The organism is Streptomyces sp. NPDC104309 (genome assembly GCF_055584025.1).
In genome coordinates this window covers 1-20,017 of record NZ_JBVJMV010000013.1, presented here as the reverse complement: position 1 = coordinate 20,017, position 20,017 = coordinate 1, and the positions used below count along the sequence as shown (strand labels likewise).

Sequence of the window (20,017 nt, the reverse complement as noted above, 5' to 3'; positions counted from 1 at the left end):
TCCGTCCCGGCCGCCATGGACTGCGGGGGGTTAGGGACGCTGAAACACTGGAATGGGCTCTGAGCAGGGGAAACGCAGTGCCCCTGGAACGCGTGAACGGGACATGGGGGGATCGTGGAACGAACGTCGGAGGCGAAAGGGGCCGGGGGGACGGGCGAGTTCGCGGAGCTGCTGCGGGAGCTGAAGGACCGCTCGGGGCTGAGTTACGGGGCGCTGGCCAAGCGGCTCCACATGAGCACATCGACGCTGCACCGCTACTGCAACGGCACCGCACTGCCGACCGAGTACGCACCGGCGGAGCGCCTCGCGAGAGTGTGCCGAGCGACGCCGCAGGAGCTGGTGGAGCTGCACCGGCACTGGATCCTGGCGGACGCGGCACGAAAGGCCGGGCCGGACCGGACCACGGCGGCCGGGGCGAGGAACGCGGGTGACACCGCCGCGGAGCCGGTTCCGGCGACGGGTTCGGCCCAGGAGGCCGGCTCAGCCGGGGTGGTTCGGGCAACCGGTTCACCGGAGACGGCGGTTGCCGGATCGCCGGCGGATTCGGCCCAGGAGGCCGGCTCAGCCGGGGTGGTTCGGGCAACCGGTTCGCCGGAGACGGCGGTTGCCGGATCGCCGGCGGATTCGGGCGGCGAGGCGTCGACGCACGGACCGGGGACGGACGGTGAGCCGGTTGTCGTCGGCGTGCCGCACAATCCCGCGCCGCCACGGCGTCGCCGCAACGCGCTGATCGCCTCCGTCGCGGTGGCCGCCGTGCTAGGCGCCGTGGTGCTCGCCGTCAAGGTGCCCTTCGGCGGGGGCGGAGACGACGCGGGGTACCGGCGTGCAGCCGATACCACCGTCGCGACCACCGACTCGAAGGACACCACGGAGCCGTCAACGACAGACTCCGCCACCCCTTCCCCGACCGCGGGGAGCCGCAGACCGTCCGCCCGCGCCTCCGCCGTCGAATCCACGCCCGGCACCTCGAAGGGCGGCGGCGCGCAGGGCGCGGCCGAGCCCACCGGTGGCGGCGCCGCCGTACCGCTGAACGTCGCCTCCCGCTCCTACGTCTACGACAACCCGTGCAGCCAGCATTTCCTCGTCGACAGCGCCCCCGAGCAGGTCGGCCCGCCCGCGAGCGAGCAGGACGCGCCGCGCTGGGCCGCTGCCTACGGCGCGGTCGCCTCGGGGGAGCAGCGGGTGGCCCTGACCGTTCAGGGCACCGGGCAGGACACGGTCGTCCTGGAGGCGCTGCACGTACGCGTCGCCGCCAAGGGCGCGCCGCTCGCCTGGAACGACTACTCGATGGGGGTCGGCTGCGGGGGTCGCGTCGGCACCAAGTCGTTCGACATCGACCTCGACAACGGCAGCCCCACGGTCACCGTCAAGAACGGCCAACGCGGCTTCCCGTACAAGGTCAGCGAGTCCGACCCGGAGGTCTTCTACATCACCGCGCACACCAGGGCGCACGACGTCCGCTGGGACCTCAGCCTGGACTGGTCCAGCGGCGGCCGCCGCGGCACGGTGCGCATCGACAGCAGCGGCACCCCGTTCCGCACGAGCGCTGACGTCGGCCGACCCGGCTACGACTACCCGTTGGGCGGCAGCGAGTGGATCGAACGGGAGGGCTGACCGGATCCGCGCGGACGGCGGCGGGCCGACGGCATGGGTGCGCAGGCCCTGCCTCCGGCCTGCCGACGGACGCCGCCCGGGTGGCTCCCCGCATGGCTCGGACCATCTGCCCACCGGCCCGCGCGGCGTTGATCGCGACCTCAGGGGGCTGGTTGGGGGCCCGGGACGGGCCGGACGGCGAGGGAAGCCCGGCGGCTACTTCGGCGGGTTGAGCTCGCGGAAGTACGTCCAGCTGGTCTCGTTCGGCTCGCTCCACTTCTCCGGGGCCCGGGCGAACTCCGGGTGGTGGTCGGCGATGTGGGCACGGGTCCGCTCGGGGACCTCGGCGTACGAGCCGAGCTTGCGGCCCCGGCAGTGGAAGGTGAGGCCGCCGGGCCGCTGGCCGCGGGCCATCCACGGCAGCCACGGGGACATCCGGGTCCACGACATGGTGGCCGGGACGCTGGGAGCCGGGCCGTCCAGGTCGGCTCGGTCGGCGAAGAACTGGAAGAGCTCCAGGGCCTTGTACGTGTCGCCGGCCGAGTGGACGGGGTACTGGGCCACCGGCAGCGGCGAGGGGTAGGCCAGCGGGATCTCCAGGCTGAAGCAGACCTGTTCGCCGAGCTCGGTCGTCGGGATCGGGAAGGGGCGCCACTTCTGGTTCGCCGGGTCGTTCCAGACGTGCACCACCGGCAGGTCCTGCCAGGTCTCCAGGATCTCGCGGGTGACGGGGTCCAGGTAGAAGGCGGCCTCGCGGGTGAGCAGCCGGTAGGCGTCCGGGCCGTCTTCGGCATCCTGGACCAGGCGGGCGACGTTGAGCCCTTCGAAGCCGAAGACACGCTGGTAGGGCTCGTCGGGGGCCCAGGAGTACACGTCGCCGGACCACCAGTACGTGACTTCCTCGCCGTCGAGCGAGGCGCGGGTGCGGGCGAAGGAGCGGAGCGGCGCTGCGGGTGTCGTCATATGCACTACTCTGCACGGCTTCCGTCCCGGCCAGGCAGGAAACATCCAGGCCGGGGCGGAAGCGGCCGGAAGAAGCCGCTCCCGGGCCGACGGGCCCGCCCGTCGGCCCGGTCCCGGCAGGGTCCGAAAGTCGATCAGGAGCTGCACTTCCACTGTGCCCAGGAGTGAACGGTCGGTGAGGAGCAGCTCGCTCCAGTGGCACCGCTTCCGCGGAAACCGGCACGATGACGTCGAGTGGTCGGCGGTCTCATCTTCCCCTCCGGTCGTGTTCGGAGGGGGAGGACGTCTCGGTAGCCATGTCCGAACGCAGATGGAGACGGGGGATGCACGTGGTTGTGCCAATCGGGTCCGAGGAATGGCCCGCACGCAGTCTGCTGGGGATGCTGTCGCTTCCGGCGCGGCGGGAACTGCTCGGCCTGGGTACCGAGGTCCGGTTCGACGTGGGTGCCGTGCTGTTGAGAGAGGGGATGAACGACCGGCATCTCCTGCTGCTGCTGTCCGGTTTCGCCAAGGTCACGGCGACCGTGGAGAACGGGGAGACCTCACTGCTCGCCGTCAGGGCGGGCGGGGACACGGTGGGTGAGATGGCGGCCATGGACGGGGCCCTGCGCTCGGCGACGGTCACCGCCTGCGGTCCGCTGACCGCCCGGGTGCTGGCGGACGGCGTGCTGCGGGAGTTGCTGGCGCGACGCCCCGAGATCGCCATAGCCCTGACCGGCATCGTCGTCGGTCGGCTGCGCTGGGCGAACCGGCGGCGGCTGGACTTCCGCGGGTATCCGGCAAAGGTGCGGTTGGCCCGGCTGTTGGTGGAACTTGCGGCGTCATACGGATCTTCCCGCGCCGGCGGAGTGGTGATCGGCTGCCGGCTGACGCAGCCGGAGCTGGCCGCGCTGGTCGGCGCCGCCGAGACGACAGTCCACAAGGTACTGCGCGAACTACGCGAAGAGGGCCTGTTGGAGACCGGCTACCGTTCCACCACCATCCGGGACCTTCCCCGGCTCAGGCGGCTTGCGGACCTGGCGGACGAGGGGCCGTAGCCGAGTCGGCGTCAGGCCAATACCGGCTGCAGGGTCACGCTCAGCCCCGCGCTCACGCCCATGACGGCCGTGCACATCACCGCCCCTGTCAGCCAGCGGTACTTGCGTACCGCGACGCGAGCGAGGAATCGCACGGTGTGCGACAACTCCCTGCGATCCGCGGCCTCGTCCGTGTGTGTGCCTCCGGAGGGCAGGATGTCGGGGCCCGACGCCAGATGGATGAAGCTGTACCGATTGACCGCCGGGCCCCGTAACATGCGGGGGCTCAACGTCGCAGCCACGCTCACCGCGCCACCGATCAGGCCGCAGACGAACAGAGCCAAGAGTGCCCCGGCGAACGTTCCAGCCGCGCCACCCTGCTTGCAGACGAGCACTGCTTGACGACTCCAGGATCCCGCCGTGACGACCAACGCCGCCTGCGTCGCCGCCAGGATGCCGGCCTTGGCATCCGCGTGCTGGTGGGTCGTCTGCAGCGTGGCGAACATGTACTGCGCAGGACGGCTGTCGGTGACCTGCCCGGTTGGTGCCATGGAAGTCTCCTCCGGTCGACGAGGGCGTGTTCCGTCCAGTAAGAGGGCGAACGTCCCGACCGAACCAGTCACTTCTATGGGTTCTCGGGACTTCAGGAACTGTCACAGATCTCGGCAATCCGTATTTCCACAGGGTTCACACCGGGGCGCGGGTGTACGACTTCAGTGTCGGCGTCCGTATTCGGAGGAGCGGGAGCCGGTTCCTTCCCCCGGGAGGCTGCGCCGCGATGCTGATCAACCCTTGCCGGCGTGTAGTAACTCCGTGGATTGTCAGTGGGTTTGAGTGAAACGGCATCCTCCCCCATGAAGTGCGTGTAGCCCGAGAGGTGTCATGGCAAGCAACAGTCTGGATGGGCGGGGCGGCATGGGCGAGTTCGAGCGCAGACTGCTGCTGGCGGTCGATGCGGAGGGTTACGGCCGCGCCGACGTGGTGACGCAACGCGAGTTCCAGGAGGCGATCACGCGGCTGTTGGGCGAAGCGGCCGACGCTGCCCGGTTGGAGCGCGCGCGCTGGGTGACGCAGGAGGGCGGGGACTCGCTGTTCGCGGTCCTGCCCGCGGGCGCCGCTGAGCCTGTTCTGGTCGACGCGTTCATGCGCAGCCTGGATGCCGGTCTGCGGGCCTTCAACCGCAACCGGATGCGGCAGGCGCGGCTCCGGCTCAGGGCAGCCGTCCACTTCGGCCCGGCCTTGCTGGGCGCCAACGGTTTCGTCGGCCCGGCTCCGGTCGAGATCGGCCGCATCCTCGACTCCGCGGCCCTGCGCACTGCTCTGGCGGAGGCATCGGACGGCTGTCTGGCCGTCGGGGTATCGGCGATCGTCTTCCACGACGTCGTACGGGGGGAGGCGTACACCAGCCTCCGCGAGGACGAGTTCCGGCGTGTACGTGTCGAAGAGAAGGAGTATCGGGGGGAGGCCTGGATCTGGGTCCCGGCCGCCGATGCGCGGCAGTCGGACCTGGAGGCGGACCCGGAGGAGAGCGCGCCCGGCGGCGCACCGCTCGCCGGACGCCATGAGGCCGACGGGGAGGGCCGCGCTGTCAGGGAAGCGCCGCGGCGGCCGGAGGCGCCTTCCGTCTACCACCTGGACGTGCAGGGCAACGGCACGGGTATCCAGGGCCCCGGCGCCACGGTGACCATCAACCACCATCACGCACCCGGCAGTCCGCCCTCGCAGGCTTCCGGTTCCGAAGGCGGCCTTCATGACCGGTGATATCTACCAAGTGCATGCGTCGGACCGAGCGGCGGTGCTGCTGGGCCCGGACTCGCACGCGACGATCAACCACAACCACCACTACGGGACGCGCCTGCCCACCATCGAGGCGTTCCCCGCTCCGACCACTCCTGATCCCGCATGGCTGATGGCGCAGCCCAGCCGCCTGCTGGACGCGCGCAGTCACGTCGTGCCCTTCGTCGGCCGGACAGCCGAACTGGAGGGGCTGCGGGAATGGCGGGATGCCGAGGACGCGCGTTTGTCGGTCCTGCTGCTGCACGCTCCCGGCGGGCAGGGCAAGACCCGGCTCGCCACGGAGTTCGCCGCACTGTCCCGGAGCCCGGAAACGTCCGGAGCCGAGCGATGGCATGTCCTGCAGGCGGGAGTCCGGGGCCTCCCCAACGGTCCGTCATTGTCGGGCAGCGAAGACGTGCAGCCCGACGACGATGCGGCCGGAGTGCTCCTCGTCGTCGACTACGCCGACCGATGGGCGCACAGCGAACTGGAACGCCTGTTGTACGACCCCCTGCTCAATCAGCAGAAGCCCACGCGGGTCCTGCTCATCGGCCGCACCGTCCGCTGGTTCGCGGCCCTCCGCGGTGAGCTCGGCGAACGTCGCGCCGCCGCCGCCGACCTCCCGTTGCCCTCGCTGGTCGCGGACCGGCTGCCGATGTTCACCGCCGCCCGTGACCGTTTCGCCGACAGCAACCTGTACAACCTGTCGGACGCCGCGAACATCCGGCTGCCCGGTTCCCTCGACCACCGTGACTTCGGCCTGACGCTGAACCTGCACATGGCCGCCCTGGTCGCTGTCGACGCCCATGCCCAGGGCAAGCAGCCGTCGCTCACCGAGCCGCACGAGTTGTCGGCGTACCTCCTGGACCGTGAACGCCTGGCGTGGCAACGGCTCTACGAGGCCGGAAGGCATGGGCAGGACTACCGGACCAGGCCCACCGTGATGGCCAAGACCGTGTTCACCGCCGTACTCACCGGAGCGGTCGAGCAGCCCACCGGGGAACAGGCCCTGGAGACCCTGAAACTGTCCGCGCACCCCAAGGACCTCATCGACGATCACCGGTTCTGCTACAAGCCCGCCGACGCCGAGTTGGTCCTGGAACCCCTCTACCCCGACCGCCTCGCGGAGGACTTCCTCGGCCTGCTCACCCCTGGGCACGACATCAGCTCCTACGAAGCCGACCCGTGGGCGAAAGGTGTGCTCGCCACTCTGACCGCCGAGGAGGATCTACGGCCCGTCATCGCCCCGCGCTCGGTCACCTTCCTCGCGTCCGCCGCCGGCCGCTGGGCCCATGTCCGCGAGAAGGTCCTCTACCCGCTGCTGCGCCGCGATCCCGCCCTCGCGCTCGCCGCCGGCAGCTCGGCCCTGACCACGCTCGCCGCCCTCGGCGGCCCGGGTGCCGGCCCTCTCGACCCCGACCTCCTGACCGTGCTGGAGGCCGTCGAAGAGCGGCTGCCCGCGGGCAGCCACGTCAACCTGGACGTCGGCATCCTCGCGGTCATGGAAGTCCTGATCGCCCATCGCCTGTCCAGTACCACCGACCTCGGCGAGCGGGCTCGGCTGTACGGCACCCTGGCGTGGCGCCGAGCCAACGCCGGCCGCCGGGAGGAGGCGATCGCCCCGGGAGAGGAGGCCGTCCGCCTGTACCGGCAACTCGTCGAGGCCGACCCCGACCACCTCAGCGGCCTGGCCACCTCCTTGGCCGACCACGGGGATCGCCTGTCCGACGTGGGCCGCCCGGAGGAGGCACTCTTCCTGGCCGAGGAGGCCGTGGCGATCAGCCGCCGCCTGGCCGAGGCCGAACCCGCCGCCCACCGGCGCGGCCTGCGGAGGTCCCTGACCAGCCTCGGTAACCAGCTGCACGGTCATGGCCGCCCGGAGGAGGCGCTGGCCGCCACCCAGGAGGCGACCGACCTGTACCGGCAACTGGCCGCCGATGACCCCGCCGCCCACCGGAGCGGTCTCGCAGGGGAGCTGGGTAACCTCAGCCTGCGCCTGTCGGATGCGGGTCGGGGGGAGGAGGCCCTGGCCATCGCCCGGGAGGCGACCGACCTGTACCGGCAGCTGGCCGCCGACAACCCCGCCGTCGAGGGGCCCTACCTGGCCGCGGCGCTGAACAACCTCGGTCGCTCGCTGTTCGGCCTGCACCGTACGGAGGAGGCGCTGGCCGCCGTCCAGGAGGCCACCGACCTGTTCCGGCAACTCGCGGAGGCGAATCCCACCGCCTACGAGCCCCGCCTGGCCACCGTGCTGCTCAACCTCGGCGAGTTCCTCGCGCGTCTGGGCCGTGCGCAAGAGGCGCTCGCTCCGGTTCAGGAGGCCGTGGACATCCAGCGGCAGCTGGCCGAGAACGGCTTCGGCACCCACCGCCTGGACTACGCCAACTCGCTGAACAGCCTGGGCAAACGGCTGTGGGATCTCGATCGTGAGGAACAGGCGCTGGCCGCCAACCAGGAGGCCGCCGACCTGTACCGGCAGGTGGCCGTGGCCCACCCGGCTCTCGACCTCCCCGCGTACGCGGATGTCATGCACCGGTTGTCGCTGCCCCGGAAGGAGAGCAGGGAGAAGGCTCTGGCCGCCGTCCAGGAGACCGCCGACCTGCACCGGCAGCTGGACGAAGCCGCCCCCGGCACCGATCTCTCCGATCTCGCCAGGTCGCTGGCCGACATCGGCGAAACTCTCGCCGAGCTGGGGCGGGTCGAGGAGGCCGTCGCCGCCGTCGAGCGGGCCACCACCGTCCACGTCGACAGCGGCAACCACAGCGGCGCGGCGGATCTGCTGCTGAACTTCGGCAGCAGGCTGGGCGAACTGGGGCGGTTCGAGGAGGCGGCCGGCACGGGCGAGCGGGCCGCCGAGCTCTACCGGCAGACTGGCAACCGCAGTCTGGAAGCCGCCGCGCTGACCAATCTCAGCAGGGCCCTGGCCCGGCTGACAAGGGCCGTGGACGCCGCCGAAGCCGCTGGACGGGCCGCGGCCCTCTATCGGGAGACCGGCGAGCGGCATCTTGAGACTGCCGCGCTGACCAACCAGAGTCACGCCCTGTCGGCGGCTGAGCGGTACGAGGAGACCGTCACCGTCAGCCGACGCGCTCTCGCCGGCTTCGAGGAGAACAGCGCAGGTGGCTCGCAGGGCCCGCCGCTGCACAACCTCGGCAACGCCCTGTTGAAGCTGGGCCGGTTCAAGGAGTCCCTCGATCCCACCCGGCGGGCCGCCGCCGTCTACCGCGAGAAGGGCAACCGCAGAAGCGAGGCCGACTCTCTGTCCAACCTGGGCGACGCTCTGTACGAGCTGAATCGGTATGAGGAGGCCGTCACCACCTACGAACAGGCCGCCGCCCTCCGGCGTGAGATCGCCAGCCCCGGAGGGGAGGGCGAGGTGCTCGGCAGGCTCAGTGCCGCGCTGATCCACCTGGGGCGGGTCGAGGAAGCCGCCACCGCCGCCCAGCAGGCCGCCGTCCTCCTCGCCGGGACCGGCAACCACGAGGGCGAGGCCCGGGCACTGATCAATCTGGGCTATGTCTGTGTCAAGGCAGGCCGGTTCGCGGAGGCCGCCACCGCATGTGGAAAGGCCGCCGCCCTCTTCCGTCAGGCCGACGACCACGGCGGCGAGGCCAACGCCCTGTCCAACCGGAGCGAGGCCCTGGCGAAGGCGGAGCGGTACGAGGAGGCCGTCGCCGTCTGTGAGCAGGCCGTGGCTCTCTATCGCACGGCGGGCAACCGTCCGCGTGAACGCGCGCTCCTGCACGGCCTGGGCACCAACCTCCTGTCGGCACGGAGGTACGACGAGGCCGTCACCGCCTTCGAACGGGAACTCGTGGTCTGCCGGGAGACCGGCCACGACGGCGAAGGCAACGTGCTCCTCAGTATCGGGCTCGCCCTCGTGCACGTGGGCCGGCACGAGCGGGCCGTCACCATCTGCGAGCAGGCCGCCGACATCTGCCGTGACACCGGTGACCGCAGTGGCGAGGGTGCGGCGCGGGAGTGTCTCGGGACCGCGCTGGTGAAGCTGGACCGCACCCAGGAAGCCATCACCGCCCGCAGTCAGGCCGTCGCCGCGTTCCGCGCCGCGGGTGACCTCCGTTCCGAAGCCGGGTCGTCGGGCGAACTCGGCAACGACCTGGGCCGGGTGGGTCGGTACGCGGAATCAGTCGTCGCCAGCAGGCGGGCCGCCGAGCTCTTCCGACAACTCGGAGACGGCGCCAAAGAGGCCAAGGCCCTGGACAATCTCGGTCTCGGCCTGGAAAGCGACAATCAGCACGAGGAGGCCGTCACCGCCTGTACACGGGCCGCCGTGCTCTTCCGTGAGCACGGCGACAGGCAGGGCGAGGCCGACGCGCTGCGGAACCTGAGCCTCGCCCTGGCGTCGGCGGGGCGGCGCAAGGAGGCCATCACGGCCGCGCAGCGGTCCATCACCTGCTATCGGGAGTCGGGCGACGAGCGTGGCGAAGCCCTGTCGCTCTACAACCTCGGGGAGTTCCTCCTGGGCGAGGAGCGGTACGAGAACGCGATCCCCGTCTACCGGCAAGCCGCTGACTCCTTCCGGAAGATCGGTTTCCCTTCCCTCGAAGGCTCCTCGCTCCTCAACCTCTCCCGTGCCCTTCAGCCCCTGAACCGGCTCCAGGAATCCGTCGCCACCCTCAGCCGGGCCGCCACCATCTACGGCGAGACCGGCGAGCGCGACCGTCAGGGCGGCACCAGTCTCCATCTCGGCAACACACTCATGCGGATGGGACGTCCTCGGGAGGCCGCCGCCGCCTACGAGCAGGCCGTCACCGCGTACGGCGAGGCCGACGACCAGGGTGCCCAGGGCATGGCGCTGCTCAGCCTCGGCAAGGCGCTCAAGCAGGCCGACCAGCCCGAGCAGGCCGCCGCCGCCGACCGGCGGGCCGCCGCCCTGCGCAACGGGACACCGAGCAGAGCCAGCGAGAGCGTAAGGCTGTTCCTCCTCGGCATCGATCTGGGGACGGCCGGGCGATATGAGGAGGCCATCGCCGCGTTCCGGCGGTGTCTCACCGTCTGCCAGGACACCGGAGACCGGATTGGGGAAGGCGCGGCGCTGAACCTGCTGGGCGCCGTACTGGTGGATACGCGGCAGTACGCGGAAGCGGTCCTCGTCAACCAACGGGCCGTCGACTTCCACTTGGCGGAAGGCGACGGCGAGAGCCTGAGCATCGCCCTGAGCCAGCTGGAGAAGGCCGACCGAGGACTGCTCTGGGGCGGTCACGGGAGGTACTGATTCCGCGCCCGGGCCCCGAAGCTGCCCCGTACCGCAGGTGGGGTATGTACCGATTTCTGCTGACTGCTCGCTGATGGGGCATCACCATACGTGTGTGTACAGGGGCTCGTGGCAGCTGGGGCGGTCCGAGGGGGAGTGGTCACTGCACCTGACGTGCGGGCTCAGCTCCACGACCGGCGTCGATCCCGTGTCCTGGGTTCTGGATCCTTGACGAGGCACCGCCGGTCTCCCCACGGAGCTTCCCTCACTCGCTGACGCCTAGGGGCTCAACGCTGTGACAGCTGGACGGGCCCGACGGAAGCCAGATGAAAAGGTCTTCTGGCATGAGTACGAGAAGCGAGTTGCAGAGCTACTGGCCGTGCTAAGCGCGTCAGTAAAACACAACCAGAAGATTTCTGGCTGCATCAGTGCGTACCCCGGCAGATCGACGTGTTGATCGAGGGGGAAATTTCAGATCAATGCATTCGTGTCATCGTTGAGGCCGGATGTCGCGGCCGTAGAGCGGCGATCGAAACGATCGATGGTTTCGTCGACAAGCTCCTGGATTTGGGGGCCGAGTGGGGATGATGTACATCATTCACTCCGCAGCCGGATGTTCCGGCCGTGCCAGGCGGCCCTGTGGTGGCCCGATGTCACGCTCGAACCCCTCGCGGTCGAGATCAGCGACGCAGCGCCCGGGCTGACCACCGGTCGCCGCGTCGAGGGCGGCACGGATTCGACCGCCGGTAGGTGAGCCGTATTCCTCCCGGCCCTCCTGCATATTGAGGTGAAACGCCATGTGGACCGGTTCGTCGAGAGGAGCCCGATGGGCTTCTGTTCGTCGCTGAGAACGGTGCGTCTTTTTGCCGGTGAGTTGGCTTCGCTCTACTGGGTCGCCGGGTTGCCATTCGGTCAAGGTTTCTCGGATTTAACTTGGCAGCCGACTTGGTTCCGAGAGCCCTGCCGAAGCGGTGAGCCACCTGCTGGGTCTCACTGTATTTCTCTGCGGGGGCTGCGTTTCGCCCGGCGATACGGGAGGATTTGTCTGCTGTTCTGTGGAGGAAATTATTCGGAAGGTTGACTGTACTGTCGTGAGTGCGAAGGTGCGCGTAATAGGGATTGGCTGTTTGTTTTCGTGATATAGTCCTCATGGTTCTACAGAACGCCGCGAAAAAGGGGAATGGCGTGAATACCGAGAAGGTTACGGCTCGACGTCTTACGGCCGAAGAGGTTTCGGAATTGGGCCTCCAGGACAGTGTATTCGTCTCCGCAGAGATGGATGGCCTTCCTCTCGACTGCTACGCTCCGGCTTTCCTTACGGAGCCGGGTAAGAAGTTCGAGGGAGGGTCCTTCGTCGCGAGGACGATCTTCGGTGAGGAAATTCATGTTCTCCCGGACAATGCCGAAGAGCGTGGGATCTGGATTGCCGACAAGGCAGGGGAAGAGATCGAGGTTCTCCAGAGCGCCGGCGTCCTTCTGAACCTCGCCCTTTTCGTGCCGGACGGGAAGAAGGAATCCCTGGAGTCGCTCTACTCCGCCGCACGGGACGCGTTCGGCGCGGGGGTCGTTCAGCGCTGGAGCGAGGAAACCGTCGCGGTGCCGGACGTCAAGGTCGACCTGTACGAGGAGCCGGCCCGGGGGCGGAAGAACACGAACAGCCAGAACCGCGACCGCCGTGCCCTGGACATCTACCCGACCCGAGTGCGGTTCCTGGAGCCCAGCGATGGCTGGAGGTTCATCGTCGAACCGCATAAGGAGATCGTCGATGACACACCGACGATCTGACCTGATGGCAGGTTAAGCCTCGATCTTTCGCGGGAGCCCGTCAGCTTGCTGACGGGCTCTTCTTCGTTTGTCGGGGCCGTGTGGGCAGGCCATTGGCCCGATTGTCGCGCTGGGGGACGTCGGGGGCCATGTTTCCGGTGGGAGGGTTCAGGCTCGTCGGGACAGGTGGATCTGCTGGTCAACCGGAGTTCGGGAGGGCGTCGAGTCGCTCGATCGCGCTGGTGATGACGTCGGTCCGGTCCGAATGGTGGGGGAATCGCAGATAGCGGCGGCGGGCGGTGGTGATCAGCTGGGTGGCGGCTGAGAAGAGACGGAGTCACAGACGGCGGGGTTCCCGGAGCCGGGCCGGTCGGCCGGGGCGAGTATCAGCACCCCGGGGGAACCTCGGAGTGCGAGCTGGACGATCTCCGGCCAGATCTGGTTCCGGGCCGTGCGGGGGAGGGGATGTTGCGTGGGCCGGTGGCGCGCGCATTGCTGATGCGGCCCTTGACGCGGCGCTGTCGGTGCCGCAGTGCCAGGTGCGCGATCGGGGTGTCCTCGGTGTTGGTGACGAAGTGGGTGAGCCGCAGGCCGTCGGCGTCGGTGAGGCGCAACCGGGTGCCGAGGAGCGGCCGTTCCTCGCGGACGATCAGCCGCATGCCCTTCGGCCGGCCGGTCGGGCAGTCCCCGTCGGGCTTGGCGACCCAGGCGCCGTCGCGGATGTCGCCGCCGGCTTCGACAGCGGGCATCCAGGCGGAGGGCGGGACTGTCCGCACGGACTGGTGAATCTGCTCGGTGATGGTCATGCCGGCCGAGTGGGACGGCCATCGGCCCCGCTTCGCGGGCCGTTCGACGCACGCGTGGGTGCCTCCGCCGGAATCCGTGCGGATCAGCGTCTGCCGTCCTCGCCAGTACCTTTTCGAGGCTGCTGCGCCCCCTTGTCTGTCGCGGAACTCCTGCGTTTGTCGCCGACCCCCTGCGGATTCGTCTGCGATCGGTAACAGGGGCATCCTGCACGGGCGTTCGTATGGCTTCATGGGGGCACGGCATCGGCGGAGACGGCAAAGGGGCGGGCGGACATGGCAAAGCACAAGGAAAGGGGATGGCACGGCCGGTTTCTCGCGGCGGCGCTCGGAGTGACGGCGTTGGCCGCTGCCACCTCGGTGTGGACCGCGCAGGCCGACCCCGCCGGAGGGCGGCAGCCGCAAGCGCGTGTCGCAGCGCCGGACGCCCGGACCGTGACCAAGGTGGCGGCGGACATCGCGCACGCCTCGGACCGCGGCGCCCGGGGCGTCAACATCACCATCGACGACGGACCGGACCCGGTCTGGACGCCGCAGGTGCTGCAACTGCTGAAGGACAACGGCGTGAAGGCTACGTTCTGCATGGTGGGCACACAGGCCCAGGCACACCCGGACCTGGTCAAAGAGGTCGTGGCGGCCGGGCACCGGCTGTGCAACCACACTGTCTCGCACGACACCACCATGGACACCAAGTCCGATGCATACCAGTCCCAGCAGATCCTGGATGCCGAACGCATGATCACCAAGGCGTCCGGAGGCGTCCGGCCGCAGTATTACCGGGCCCCGGGCGGTGCATTCACCCCTTACAGCCGGCAGCTCGCCGCGTCCCGGGGGATGCGGCCGTTGGGCTGGAACGTCGACTCCAAAGACTTCGAGCGTCCCGGTGTGGACACCATGGTCGCCACCGTCAAGAGCCAGATCTCCAACGGGCCGACCGTCCTCTTCCACGACGCGGGAGGGGACCGCTCCCAGACCTTGGCCGCTCTGCGCGAGATCCTGCCCTGGCTGAAGCAGCAGGGGTACTCCTTCGGCTTCCCCGTGCGGTGAGTGACGCTCGCCCGCACCGCCATCAAGACCCGCTCCCCGGCACCGGCAGACAGACATGAACAAGTTGGTCGGCGCAACTTCCGACCGGTCTCAGGTGATCAAGAACGGCTGGACGGCCACGTTCCGCACACCGCAGGCCGGCGGTAAGCAAGCCCTCACTCCGGGCGCGTACACCGATTTCATCAAAGGCCAGATCACTGTGCCCGTTCCGGCCAACTCGACGACGGGCACAGCAAGACCGTCAAGCAGAAGTAGCCTCCTGCCTGCTCAGGCTCCTCACATGGGCATCCGCGCCACCGATCCCCGGGCGGCCTCGCCGCAGGCGCCATCGACCGTCTCTCCTGAGGCGTCGCTTCGGAGTCAGACCAGCGAGCGACCGGTGGGGCCGAGCCGGAGTACCTGAGGTGCCGCTGCCTGTTCCCGCTCGACACCCGGCAGGATCTCGCCCCGTGCGAGGGGATGGGATCGCACCTCGGCGAGATGCCGACGGTGCGCACTCTCATCGGGGTACGAGGTGAGGATCGCGGCGACGTTCTCGCCGGCACGCACCGGCAGCCCGGCGAAGGTGTTGTGCGCGTGCTCGGTGGTCAGGAAGGCGAGTGGCGCCGGTCCCGTCTCCTGGAGCGCGGGGAGGAGGCCGTCCCGGATCAGTGTGATGCCGTCCTGCCGTCCGGGAGGAAAGGACCACACGGTGGCGGACACGAACCGGTCGGGTGCCGGAGCGCCGACCGGGGGCCGCCCGGAGAGGGAGCCGGCGAGGACGCCCCGGGCCGACACGGGGCGCAGGAGGAGGACATCGTCGGAGTCGATCATGGTGTCGTTCGCCTGCGGACCGTGCTCGGCCCAGACGGGCCCGCCGTAGAAGTCCGTGAGCGCGCGATGGCGGGCCGCCATGTCCCGGAATCCGCGCAACCAGACGAAGCGGTCCGGATCGTCGAGGTCCCGGAACTGGCCGAGCAGACTCATCCCCACATCTTCCTGGGGTTCGACGAACTCCCGGTCGAACAGCTCGATGAGTTCGTCGCGCCGGCGGGGGCGCAGCGTGTACTGGCGAAGCTCGATCACAGCGGGCAGGCCGACGAGTTCGGTGGGTGGCACAGCAAGACTCCTGTTCGATGTTCTCCGTGCAGCTCCCGGCCTGTTAGGCCGTAGCCGGGATGCGGGTCGACGGTAGGGGAGCTGTGTGACAGGTGCTGTCAGGGTTTCCGAGGAGAATGCGCGCATGTCTGCCAGTCGACTGCTCTCGGTGCTGCTGTTGTTGCAATCGCGGGGCCGTATGTCCGCGCGAGGAATCGCCGACGAGCTGAACGTGTCCGTGCGCACCGCCTACCGTGATGTGGCGCGACTGCAGTCCGCAGGGGTGCCGGTCTACGCGGAGCCGGGCCGCGGGGGCGGCTACCAGCTACTCGATGGCTACCGCACCCGCCTCACCGGGATGAGCGAGGGCGAGGCGCGGGCGCTGTTCCTTGCCGGACTGCCCGGACCCGCCGCCGATCTGGGATTGGCGACCGAGACGTCGGCTGCCCGGCTGAAGCTCCTTGCCGCGCTGCCGGCAGGACTGCGTGAGGAGGCGGCACGGGCCGCGGCGGTGTTCCACCTGGACGCCCCCGGCTGGTACCGGGAACCCGAACAGACCCCGCATCTCACCTTGTTCGTCGACGCGGTGCTCACCCGGCGTGCGGTGGATGTGCGTTACCGCCGTTGGCGCGCCCCGCAGGAGGTGAATCGTCACCTCCACCCCTTCGGCCTGGTACTCAAGTCCGGTACCTGGTACCTCGTGGCCGCCACCGAGAAGGGGACCGCGACCTACCGCGTCGCCCAGGTCCTCGACGCGGTGCTGGGCGACGAGCGGTTCGACCGGCCGCCGGACTTCGACCTGGGTGCGTACTGGGCTGCCTACCTCGACGACTTCCGGGCTCGCCGCTACACCGGCACCGCCACCGTCCGCCTGTCCCCCCGGGGACGCCGACGCCTCCCCGACAACGTTCCCCCGGAGGTGGTGCGGGCGGTCGACTCCACCGCGAACGCCGTCGGCGACGACGGATGGATCGAGGCGGTCATCCCGATCGAGGGCACCGAGCACGCCTGCGGTGAGTTGCTGAGGCTCGGCGGGGACGTCGAGGTCCTCGCACCCGCCGAACTTCGCCAGGCCATGGCCACCACGGTAGGGACGCTCGCCCGAACCTATGAGAGCAAGGCGCCGGGTGGTGCGCAGGTGGTGCGTGACGCCTGGAGAGGTCTGGCAAACGATGAAGCCCCAGGCCGCTGACCTGGGGCATCGTGGAAGAGCGGCTGACGATGACCGAACTTGCGCTCTGAGCTTGGGAATCACTGATCGCTTGACCGCTACTTCGGCTCTGAGCTGCGCAAACGATCCCATCTGGCCGGGGGCCGACTCTCGGGATGAACGCCGGAGTTGCCCGTGGTTCACCGCTGCTTCTGGTGCTCATCTGGTGCGCCTGGTACTCCATGGCACTCGCTGCATCTGGTGGACAGCCGCCATGACGTACGCCGATGAAGTACATGGCGGGATCACGAAGTTCATATCACCTTGACGCACAGGAGGGCCGTGCGCGTCGAGCACGGCCTGGAACTGCCACCCTGCCTCGTGGACGCGGGCGTTTGTCGGCCAGGTGTGTTCCAGGGAGCTGTGGATGTCCGTCTTCCGCCTGTCGTGACCGGTGCGGCGATCGGGAGGTGGTGGCGCAGTTGCCGTCGGGCGACGAGGGCGAGCTCCTGCGCGCGCTGGACGCGCTCGCCGAATTCCTCTGAGCAGGGGGAGTGCTCCCTCCGCGTGGGCCGATCTTGGCTGATATACGCTGCGCCTGACTTGCTCGAACAGTTCGGCGAATCCGTGCCACCGGATACGCCTTGCCCGGGGGGGCATTCCCATGACTTCGCAGTCCCGCGCGGTGCTCGGCATCGCGCTCACTCCCGTCCTCGTCCTGGCGGCCGCGGCCGCGGCCCCGGCCAACGCGCACACCACCGCCACGGTCGCGGGCGTCGTCACCGGCACCACCGCCACGGCCGCCGTCGGGACGCCTGCGCCGGGCCCGTGGGGCACCCACACCCTGCACGCCCCGAACCCCAACCCCGCCTCCGCCTCGGGCGGGCTGAACGCCCTGGAGTCGGCCGGGAACGGCGCGCTCGTCTCCCTCACCGGCGACGGGCTCTCCCGTTCCACCCGGATCCGGCCCGCCGGCAGCACCCGCTGGCTCGCCCCGCAGAGCTGGCCGGACGCCGGCGGGTACAACACCGAGCTTGTCTCGCTCGGCGACGGCTCAGTGCGCCTGGTCTGGCGGGCCGAGCGTGCCGACGACCACAACAACTACTGGCTGAAGGTGGCCACCCTCACGCCCGGCGCGACCGCCTTCTCCGAGCCCGAGTACGTTGCCGCGGTTCCCCAGAAGGGCTACCACCACCTGGCGGCGGCCCCCGGCGGCCGGCTGGTCGCCGTGTGGTCGGTCTCCGGCGTCGTGAAGGCCGCCGAGAAGACCGGCCCGCAGGCCGCGTGGACCGCTCCGGCCGACCTCAACGAGCAGCCGCCGTCCGGCAGTCGGGACGTTTCCGGCATGGACCTGGCGGTCGCCAAGGACGGCACCGCCCTGCTGGTGTGGCAGTGGCAGGCGAGCAAGGCCGTCGTCGCCCTGGAGAAGGCCCCCGGCGCGTCCGCCTGGACCGCGGTCAAGAGCTTCCCGGTCCCGGGCGTGGACCTGGCGCGCCCGAAGGTGTTCGCCCATCCACAGGGCGGCTTCGACGTGTTCTACGACAACACCGCGCACCTCATGCACACGCGCCGGCCCGTCGGCGCCACGCAGTGGAGCACCCCGCGGTCCGCCGCCAACCATGGCAGCACGTACGGAATGACGGCGCCCGTCTACCTGCCCGACGGCGACCTCTTCGTCGCCGGCGGGCCCGGCTACTCGACCGGCCCCTGGTACGCGGTGCGCTCGGCGGCCACCGGCGCCTGGCAGCCGTACACGCAGCCCTTCTCCACGCACAAGAAGGTGCGCGCGGTCGGCGCGGCCGCCACCTCGGGCGGCACGGTCACGGTGACGTGGCGGGAGGGCTACTCGGGCGAGGAGTACACGATGGCCGCCGTCTTCAAGGGCGGCACCTGGTCCGCCCCGCGGCGGCTGAGCGCGACGAGTGCCCAGTTCACCGGGGCGCCCCAGGTGGCCGCCGACGCGCTCGGCCGGCCCGTCGTGCTGTGGGACGAGTACAAGCGGACCGAGACGAACAGCTTCGTCCTGGATGGCGTCCACCAGGCCACCACCACCACCAGCCGCACGCTGCCCAAGTGGCGTGACCACACGGACGACGGCAAGGCCGACCTGTTCGGCCGCAACAGCACCGGGCTGAAGGTGTACGCGGGCGACGCGACGAAGCTGTCCGCTGGGCAGCGCGCGAGCAGCTGGCCGACGGGCACGCTCGTGCTGCCGTTCGGCGACCTCGACGGCGACCGCTGCAACGACGTGTTCGTCCGCTACCCGAAGGGCGAGGCCCGCGTCTACCCGACGATCTGCGGCGGGCTGCCCGACCAGCAGTCGTTCCACGTCAAGGTCTCGTCGGACTGGAGCGGGTACGACGCGGTCGTCTCGCCCGGCGACGTGACGGGCGACGGCCGGGCCGACCTGCTGACCCGGTCCGCCTCGACCGGGAAGCTGTACGTGTACGCGAACAACGGCGCGGGCGGCTTCAAGGCCCGCTCGCTCACCGGGTCCGGCTTCGGCGGCTACAAGAGGCTGTTCGCCGCCGGGGACCTCGACGGCGACGGCAAGAACGACCTGCTGGCCCTCGACGCGTCGAACGAGCTGTGGCGGTTCAGCGGGACCGGCGCCGGCACCTTCAGGCCCCGGTCGCTGGTCTTCAAGGACTGGGGCACCTCCTACAAGGACGTGGTCGGCGGGCTCGACCTGTCCGGGGACGGCCGGGCCGACCTGATCTCGCTCGACAAGGACGGCCGCGCCTGGCTGAACCGGGGCAACGGCCACGGCGGCTTCGCCAACCGGTCGCAGGTCGGCAAGGCCACGAACTGGTCGGGCATCCGCATCTCCTGACGGCGCGGATCCGGGGGCCGCTCGGGACCACGGGGGTCCCGGGGCCCGGCTTCGCGTCCGGTTCCGGTTCCGGCGGGTCCGCCGGACCACCTCGACCCGGAAGGGCAGGTGGACCGGCCGGGCCCCTTCCCCGTACGCCGTCACGGCCGCCGCGTCCACGGCGGCCGGGCGGATTCGCACAGCCGAACCCGAACTGACCACCGGCCGCCGGGCTCCTGGCAATACCGAGTCCTCGGTCGGCCGACGGTTCCTCGTCCTGCCGCCATTCATGGCGGTCGACCTGAAGCGGCATCTCGACCGGTACGCGGAGAAGGACCCGAACGGGCCGCTGTCCGTGGGCGAGCGGGGCAAGCCGTTCCGCCGGTCCCCCTCGGCCGGAAGTGGCGCAAGGCTCGGACCGAGGTCGGCCCGCCCGACAACTTCCGCTTCTGTGCTCTCCGGCACTCCGGGCACACGCTCTCGACCCGATCCGGGGCCCCTCAAGGACACGATGGATCGCGCCGGCCAGTCCTCGGAGAAGGCCGGCCAGTCCTCGGAGAAGGTGGCCATGAAGTACCAGCACTCCGACACTGAGCGACAGAAAGAAGTCGCCGACGGCATCGACGCTCGAGTACAGGCTGAACGACTGAGACCACTGGCCCAGCGAGACGAACCACGATCGGGCACGCAACGGGCACGGAACGCCTAGGGTCTGTTCGGAGTTCAGATCACTGGTTCGGTCATTTCCGCCTCGCGAGGGCGTCCTCTGCGGTAGACCGGTCGTGTGACGCGTGGTGATCT

11 protein-coding genes and 2 pseudogenes are annotated in these 20,017 nt (G+C 69.9%); 9 read left to right on the top strand and 4 right to left on the bottom strand.

All coding sequences use genetic code 11. From position 1 onward, the window contains the following. Positions 1 to 111 precede the first annotated feature (111 nt). Complete coding sequence (locus ACZ68L_RS20125; protein ID WP_469579146.1) at positions 112 to 1,614, top strand: helix-turn-helix domain-containing protein; 1,503 nt, start codon at positions 112 to 114, stop codon at positions 1,612 to 1,614. A 195-nt stretch (positions 1,615 to 1,809) separates the two neighbouring features. On the opposite strand, the gene ACZ68L_RS20120 is transcribed toward ACZ68L_RS20125, so the two are convergent. Continuing rightward, a complete protein-coding gene (locus tag ACZ68L_RS20120; protein ID WP_469578738.1) occupies positions 1,810 to 2,556 on the bottom strand; it encodes a DUF1838 family protein in 747 nt (248 codons plus the stop codon). 380 nt (positions 2,557 to 2,936) lie between these two features. On the opposite strand from ACZ68L_RS20120, the gene ACZ68L_RS20115 reads away from it, so the two are divergent. Further along, positions 2,937 to 3,593 carry a Crp/Fnr family transcriptional regulator gene (locus ACZ68L_RS20115; protein WP_469578737.1) on the top strand — a complete coding sequence of 219 codons (657 nt, stop codon included), beginning with the start codon at positions 2,937 to 2,939 and terminating at the stop codon, positions 3,591 to 3,593. 11 nt (positions 3,594 to 3,604) lie between these two features. Here the strand turns inward: ACZ68L_RS20115 and ACZ68L_RS20110 are convergent, their stop codons facing one another. Further along, a complete protein-coding gene (locus ACZ68L_RS20110; protein ID WP_469578735.1) occupies positions 3,605 to 4,123 on the bottom strand; it encodes a Pycsar system effector family protein in 519 nt (172 codons plus the stop codon). 331 nt (positions 4,124 to 4,454) lie between these two features. Between ACZ68L_RS20110 and ACZ68L_RS20105 the strand changes: the two genes are divergently transcribed. The 3 genes from ACZ68L_RS20105 to ACZ68L_RS20095 all read left to right on the top strand — a co-directional run bounded on the left by ACZ68L_RS20105 (position 4,455) and on the right by ACZ68L_RS20095 (position 12,348). Beyond that, positions 4,455 to 5,333, top strand: a complete 879-nt coding sequence (locus ACZ68L_RS20105; protein WP_469578732.1) for a hypothetical protein — start codon at positions 4,455 to 4,457, stop codon at positions 5,331 to 5,333. After that, positions 5,323 to 10,584: a tetratricopeptide repeat protein gene (locus ACZ68L_RS20100; protein ID WP_469578730.1), complete on the top strand. Its 5,262-nt coding sequence runs from the start codon at positions 5,323 to 5,325 to the stop codon at positions 10,582 to 10,584. Before ACZ68L_RS20105 ends, ACZ68L_RS20100 begins: the two co-directional genes overlap by 11 nt. A gap of 1,164 nt (positions 10,585 to 11,748) precedes the next feature. Further along, entirely contained in the window at positions 11,749 to 12,348 is a 600-nt protein-coding gene (locus tag ACZ68L_RS20095; RefSeq protein ID WP_469579144.1) for a hypothetical protein, read from the top strand. A 178-nt stretch (positions 12,349 to 12,526) separates the two neighbouring features. Here the strand turns inward: ACZ68L_RS20095 and ACZ68L_RS20090 are convergent. Continuing rightward, positions 12,527 to 13,259, bottom strand: a pseudogene (locus tag ACZ68L_RS20090) (transposase); the annotation flags it as partial. Positions 13,260 to 13,406: 147 nt separating this feature from the next. Between ACZ68L_RS20090 and ACZ68L_RS20085 the strand changes: the two are divergent. Beyond that, a complete protein-coding gene (locus tag ACZ68L_RS20085; RefSeq protein WP_469578728.1) occupies positions 13,407 to 14,177 on the top strand; it encodes a polysaccharide deacetylase family protein in 771 nt (256 codons plus the stop codon). Between the two features lie 360 nt (positions 14,178 to 14,537). Here ACZ68L_RS20085 and ACZ68L_RS20080 read toward each other — a convergent pair whose 3' ends face one another. Next, on the bottom strand, positions 14,538 to 15,275 hold the full coding sequence (locus tag ACZ68L_RS20080; RefSeq protein WP_469578725.1) for an NIPSNAP family protein: 738 nt from the start codon (positions 15,273 to 15,275) through the stop codon (positions 14,538 to 14,540). A gap of 124 nt (positions 15,276 to 15,399) precedes the next feature. Between ACZ68L_RS20080 and ACZ68L_RS20075 the strand changes: the two genes are divergently transcribed. From ACZ68L_RS20075 to ACZ68L_RS20065, 3 genes and pseudogenes are all read left to right on the top strand, one after another. Then, positions 15,400 to 16,446, top strand: a complete 1,047-nt coding sequence (locus tag ACZ68L_RS20075) for a helix-turn-helix transcriptional regulator (RefSeq protein ID WP_469578722.1) — start codon at positions 15,400 to 15,402, stop codon at positions 16,444 to 16,446. 622 nt (positions 16,447 to 17,068) lie between these two features. Next, positions 17,069 to 19,237 carry an FG-GAP repeat domain-containing protein gene (locus tag ACZ68L_RS20070; RefSeq protein ID WP_469578720.1) on the top strand — a complete coding sequence of 723 codons (2,169 nt, stop codon included), beginning with the start codon at positions 17,069 to 17,071 and terminating at the stop codon, positions 19,235 to 19,237. A 169-nt stretch (positions 19,238 to 19,406) separates the two neighbouring features. Then, positions 19,407 to 19,925, top strand: a pseudogene (locus tag ACZ68L_RS20065) (tyrosine-type recombinase/integrase); the annotation flags it as partial. Positions 19,926 to 20,017 lie beyond the last annotated feature (92 nt).

Coding starts and splice junctions, on each gene's coding strand:
- ACZ68L_RS20120 (WP_469578738.1), bottom strand. CDS start 2,556: ATGACGACACCCGCAGCGCCGCTCCGCTCCTTCGCCCGCACCCGCGCC.
- ACZ68L_RS20115 (WP_469578737.1), top strand. CDS start 2,937: ATGCTGTCGCTTCCGGCGCGGCGGGAACTGCTCGGCCTGGGTACCGAG.
- ACZ68L_RS20110 (WP_469578735.1), bottom strand. CDS start 4,123: ATGGCACCAACCGGGCAGGTCACCGACAGCCGTCCTGCGCAGTACATG.
- ACZ68L_RS20105 (WP_469578732.1), top strand. CDS start 4,455: ATGGCAAGCAACAGTCTGGATGGGCGGGGCGGCATGGGCGAGTTCGAG.
- ACZ68L_RS20100 (WP_469578730.1), top strand. CDS start 5,323: ATGACCGGTGATATCTACCAAGTGCATGCGTCGGACCGAGCGGCGGTG.
- ACZ68L_RS20085 (WP_469578728.1), top strand. CDS start 13,407: ATGGCAAAGCACAAGGAAAGGGGATGGCACGGCCGGTTTCTCGCGGCG.
- ACZ68L_RS20075 (WP_469578722.1), top strand. CDS start 15,400: ATGTCTGCCAGTCGACTGCTCTCGGTGCTGCTGTTGTTGCAATCGCGG.
- ACZ68L_RS20070 (WP_469578720.1), top strand. CDS start 17,069: ATGACTTCGCAGTCCCGCGCGGTGCTCGGCATCGCGCTCACTCCCGTC.